The organism is Longimicrobiaceae bacterium, from assembly GCA_035936415.1.
GTDB lineage: Bacteria > Gemmatimonadota > Gemmatimonadetes > Longimicrobiales > Longimicrobiaceae > JAFAYN01.
Map to the genome: position 1 here is coordinate 1 of DASYWD010000247.1, position 4,535 is coordinate 4,535.

The 4,535-nt window shown below is 73.1% G+C and carries 5 protein-coding genes; all 5 read left to right on the top strand.

Going from position 1 to position 4,535, the window contains the following annotated elements:
* A partial coding sequence (locus tag VGR37_09855) for a ComF family protein (GenBank protein ID HEV2147693.1) occupies positions 1-678 on the top strand: 678 nt, incomplete at its 5' end.
* A gap of 49 nt (positions 679-727) precedes the next feature.
* Positions 728-1,735 carry a type I glyceraldehyde-3-phosphate dehydrogenase gene (gap, locus tag VGR37_09860; protein ID HEV2147694.1) on the top strand — a complete coding sequence of 336 codons (1,008 nt, stop codon included), beginning with the start codon at positions 728-730 and terminating at the stop codon, positions 1,733-1,735.
* Between the two features lie 298 nt (positions 1,736-2,033).
* Entirely contained in the window at positions 2,034-3,254 is a 1,221-nt protein-coding gene (locus VGR37_09865) for a phosphoglycerate kinase (protein ID HEV2147695.1), read from the top strand.
* A complete protein-coding gene (tpiA, locus tag VGR37_09870) occupies positions 3,251-4,018 on the top strand; it encodes a triose-phosphate isomerase (GenBank protein ID HEV2147696.1) in 768 nt (255 codons plus the stop codon). The genes VGR37_09865 and tpiA overlap by 4 nt, the downstream gene beginning before the upstream one ends.
* 64 nt (positions 4,019-4,082) lie before the next feature.
* A complete protein-coding gene (gene secG, locus VGR37_09875; GenBank protein HEV2147697.1) occupies positions 4,083-4,493 on the top strand; it encodes a preprotein translocase subunit SecG in 411 nt (136 codons plus the stop codon).
* Positions 4,494-4,535 lie beyond the last annotated feature (42 nt).

Here is a 4,535-nt window from a genome sequence, read left to right on the forward strand (position 1 = left end):
GTCCCGACCTCGGAGCGGGAGCGGCTGGTGTGTCGCCTCTGCTGGGCGCGCGTGCGAGAGCTCCCCGCGCCGCGGTGCCCGCGCTGCTGGACGCCGGTTCCGCACGGGCGGGAAGCGGGTGTGCGCTGCACCGCCTGCGCCGACCTGCCGCCGACGCTCCGGGCGGTGCGCTCCGCCTTCGCCATGGGCGAGGTGTCGCGGAAGCTGGTGCACGCGCTCAAGTACCGCCGGTGGTCCGCCCTGGCGGAGCCGATGGGCCGTCGCATGGCCGCGCTCCCCTTCCCGGAGGACGTGGAGGAGGAAGCGCGGCTCGTCGTCCCGGTGCCCACCAGCCCCAGCCGCGTGCGGGAGCGGGGCTACGACCAGGCAGTCCTCCTGGCCGCCGCGTTCGCGGCGCGCACTGGTCGAACGACCGATCCGGGGATGCTCGCGCGAAGGCGCGCCAGCGGTACGCAAACGGCCTTGCATCCCGATGAGCGGCGGGCTAACGTAGCGGGCGCTTTCACCGTCCCGGAGGGGCGGCGCAGCGGGGTCCGCGGGGAGCACGTGCTCCTGGTGGACGACGTGTGGACGACGGGCGCGACCGCCGAGGCCTGCGCGCAGGCGCTCCTCGAGGCGGGCGCACGGGTGGTGAGCGTGGCGACCTTCGCGCGCGTCGTTCCCGGGCTGGACCGCTGACGGGGCGCGAAGCGGAACGTTTTCAAATCCTCGCATTCACGGAGATACAATGGCCATTCGGGTTGCCATCAACGGTTTCGGCCGGATCGGGCGCAACGTCCTCCGCGCCGCCAAGGAGGCCGGCGTCGCCGACGTGGACTTCGTGGCGGTGAACGACCTCACCGACACCGCGACGCTGGCCCACCTCCTCCGCCACGACTCCGTGCACGGGCACTACCCCGGCACCGTCGAGGCGCGGGAGAACGCGCTGGTGGTGGACGGCGACGAGGTGCGGGTCCTCTCCGAGAAGGACCCGGGGGCGCTCCCCTGGCGCGACCTGGGCGTGGACCTGGTGATCGAGTCCACGGGCCGCTTCACGAAGCGGGACGACGCCGCGAAGCACCTGGACGCGGGCGCGAAGAAGGTCATCATCTCCGCCCCGGCCAAGGGCGAGGACATCACGGTCGTGCTGGGCGTGAACGAGGAGCAGTACGACCCGGCGAACCACCACGTGGTCTCCAACGCGAGCTGCACCACCAACTGCCTGGCCCCCGTGGTGAAGGTGCTGCTGGACGAGTTCGGGTGGCGGCGAGGGCTGATGACCACCGTGCACGCCTACACCAACGACCAGCAGATCCTCGACCTCCCGCACAAGGACCTGCGCCGCGCCCGCGCCGCCGGCATGTCGATCATCCCGACCACCACCGGCGCCGCCAAGGCCACGGGGCTGGTGATCCCGGAGGTTAAGGGGAAGATCGACGGCGTCGCCATGCGCGTGCCGACCCCGGACGTGTCCATCGTGGACCTCACCGCGGAGCTGGACCAGGAGGTCACGGCCGAGCAGGTCAACGACGCCCTGCGCCGCGCGGCCGAGGGGCGGATGAAGGGGATCCTCGCGTTCGAGGAGGAGGAGCTGGTCTCGGTGGACTACACCGGGAACCCGGCCTCGTCCATCGTGGATGCGGCCTCTACCAACGTCCTCGCCGGACTCGTCAAGGTCATGGCCTGGTACGACAACGAGTGGGGGTACAGCAACCGCTGCGTGGACCTGGCCCGCTACATGGGCAAGCGGCTCTAGCCCTCGCGGCCGTTCGATCCCCCAGCCCAGAACCCGGGCTGGGGGATTCGATTTGCCGGGAGTCCGTCGCGTTGCGGTCGGGGGCGGGGGTGATCTCCGGAAAAAGCCAAACTCGCTACGCTCGAACACAAGGCTTTTTCCTCCGACCACCCCCACCCCCTCCCTGTCACCCCCTGCGCGGAGGCACCGAACGGCAGGTGAAGTGCTCCCCTCTCCCGCTTGCGGGGGAGGGGGCGGGGGAGGGGGCCCTCCGGCCCGCCTCCGACACGAGATTCAGACACACCCTCCGACGACACCGATGAACAAGCTGACGCTGCGGGACCTGGGGGAGCGCGAGCTGAAGGGGAAGCGCGTCCTCCTGCGCGTGGACTACAACGTGCCGCTGGACGAGCGCCGGGAGATCACCGACGACACGCGGATCTGGGCGACGCTCCCGACGCTGGAGCTGCTGACCGGCGCGGGGGCGCGGGTGGTGATCCTGGCGCACTTCGGTAGGCCGAAGGGGAAGCGCGTCCCCGAGATGTCGCTGCGCCCGGCGGCGCAGCGGCTCGCGGCGCTGATGCCGGACCGCAAGGTGGACTTCGTCGGCGACACCGTGGGGGAGCAGGCGGAGCAGGCCACGCGCGACATGGGCGACGGTGACGTGCTGGTGCTGGAGAACACGCGCTACCTCCCCGGCGAGGAGAAGAACGACCCGGAGCTGGCCCGGCAGATGGCGGCGCTGGGCGACCTGTACGTCAACGACGCCTTCGGGGCGGCGCACCGGGCGCACGCCTCCACCGCGGGCGTTGCGGAGGTCATGCGCGAGGACGGGCGGGCGGCGGCGGCGGGGCTGCTGATGGAGAGGGAGCTGGAGTACCTGGGGCGCGTCGTGGAGGAGCCCGGACGGCCCTTCGTCGCCATCATCGGCGGGGCGAAGATCTCCGGGAAGATCGACGTGATCCAGAACCTCCTCCCGAAGGTGGACCGGCTGCTGATCGGTGGTGCGATGGCGAACACCTTCTTCCGGGCGATGGGGCTGGAGACCGGCACCTCGCTGGTGGAGGAGGACCGGGTGGAGATGGCCGCCGACCTGCTCCGCACCTCCGGCGACAAGCTGGTGCTCCCCGTGGACTGCGTCGTGGCGGCGAAGATGGACGCGGGGGCGGAGACCACCGCCGTCGAGCGCGCGGAGGTCCCGCGGGACCGCATGGTGCTGGACCTGGGGCCGAGGACGGTGGACGCCTACCGCGAGGTGATCGCCGGGGCGGAGACGGTGCTCTGGAACGGGCCCATGGGCGTGTTCGAGGTGCCGGAGTTCGCGAAGGGGACCGAGGGCGTCGCGCGCGCGGTGGCCGGGGCGACGGACCGCGGCGCCACCACGGTGGTGGGCGGCGGGGACTCGGCGGCGGCCGTGGCGGACCTGGGGCTGGCCGAGCGGATCTCGCACGTCTCCACCGGCGGGGGCGCCTCGCTGGAGTTCCTGGAGGGGAAGACGCTCCCGGGCGTGGCGGCGCTCTCGGACCGGGAGGGCGCATGACGGCGCTGCGCAGGCCCGTCCTGGCGGGCAACTGGAAGATGCACAAGGGGCCGACGGAGACGCGCGCCTTCTTCGAGGCCTTCCTCGCGGCGTACGAGGCGCGGGAGGACCGCACCGTCGTCTTCTTCCCCCCGGCGATCTCGGTGGAGGCGGCGCGGCAGGCGGTCGCGGGGCGCGGGGACGTGGCCCTGGGGGTGCAGGACGTGTACTGGGAGCGGCAGGGCGCGTTCACCGGGCAGGTCTCGGCGCCCATGGCGGCGGACGCGGGGGCGGAGTTCATCCTGGTGGGGCACAGCGAGCGGCGCCACGTGTTCGGGGAGACGGGCGAGGACACCGCGCGCAAGGTGCGGGCGGCCCTGGACGCGGGGCTCCGGCCGGTGCTCTGCGTGGGCGAGACGATCGAGGAGCGGCGCGCCGGGCGTGCGGAGGCGACTGTGCGGGAGCAGCTGGACGCGGTGCTCCCGGGGCTCTCCGCGGGGGACGCGGCTTCGCTCCTGGTGGCGTACGAGCCGGTGTGGGCCATCGGCACCGGGGAGACGGCGACGCCGCAGGACGCTTCCTCCATGCACGCCGAGGTGCGGGCGCGGCTCCGGGAGGCGTTCGGCGGCGAGGCGGCCGCCGCGGTGCCCATCCTGTACGGCGGGAGCGTGAAGCCGGAGAACGCGCGGGAGCTGCTGTCCGCGCCGGAGGTGGACGGGGTGCTGGTGGGCGGCGCGAGCCTGGATCCCGCCGGCTTCGCGGCCGTCTGCACGGCGACGCCTTGACAGGGCGGCGGCGAGCCATAGCTTTCTCGGGTTCCTGACGATTCACCTGCAACTGCGTGCACCCGTGTACTACTTCCTCCTGGGCCTGCTGATCCTGGACGCCCTCCTGCTGATCCCGGTCATCCTCCTGCAGGCCGGGAAGGGCGGAGGCCTGGCGGCCATGGGCGGCGGCGCCGGAACCGACACGCTGTTCGGCGGCCGGCAGGCGGCCACGCTGCTGACCAGGACCACCTGGTGGGGCGGGGGGGTCTTCCTGGTGCTCGCGCTGACGCTCTCGCTGATGTCCAGCGGGGCGGAGCGGCGCGCTTCGATCCTCCGCGGGGGGACGCAGGCCGCGGTGCCGGCGGCGGCTCCCACGGTCCCGGGCGTGAGGCCGGAGGCTCCGCAGGGCGCGCTCCCCCCGCAGGAGCAGCCGCAGAACGCGACGCCGCTGGGCGGCGGCCCGACCGCCCCGGCCCCGGCGACCACGCCCTGAGCCGCAGCGGCGGCAGAGGAACCGGACGACAGGAAGCGGGCC